Here is a 446-nt window from a genome sequence, read left to right as displayed (position 1 = left end):
TAGATATTCTAGGTGATGTCATCGCTGAACCTACAGAAACATTTACGGGAACTATTGCCGTAACCAATGCCAATGCACAACAAGTATCCATTACAACAGATACCGCTACAGCAACTATTAGTGATAATGATACAGCTGCATTGAGTATTAATGATGTAAGTGTAAACGAATCAGATGGTACTGCAACATTTACGGTAACTCTTTCTGGAAATGTACAATATAACTTTACAGTTGATTATAGCTCTGCTAATAATACTGCTATCGCGGCTAGTGACTATACCGCTATTACAACAACAACCCTAAGCTTTGGAGGAGCCAATAGTAATACACAAACATTTGATGTTACCATTCTTGAAAATACCATTGCCGAACCTACAGAAACCTATTTCATTAATCTAACCAATCTGGTAACCAATGGACAAACAGGAATATCTATTGCAGATAAT

Annotated in this window: 1 protein-coding gene; it reads left to right on the top strand. The window is 36.5% G+C overall.

Annotation, left to right across the window (positions count from 1 at the left end):
* The coding region (locus M0D21_RS22585) for a Calx-beta domain-containing protein (RefSeq protein WP_248334004.1) at window positions 1-446 on the top strand (446 nt) is incomplete at both ends.

This window comes from Aquimarina acroporae (assembly GCF_023195925.1).
Lineage (GTDB): Bacteria > Bacteroidota > Bacteroidia > Flavobacteriales > Flavobacteriaceae > Aquimarina > Aquimarina acroporae.
Note: the sequence above shows the minus strand (reverse complement) of the source record. Positions and strands in the feature narration are given on the sequence as shown.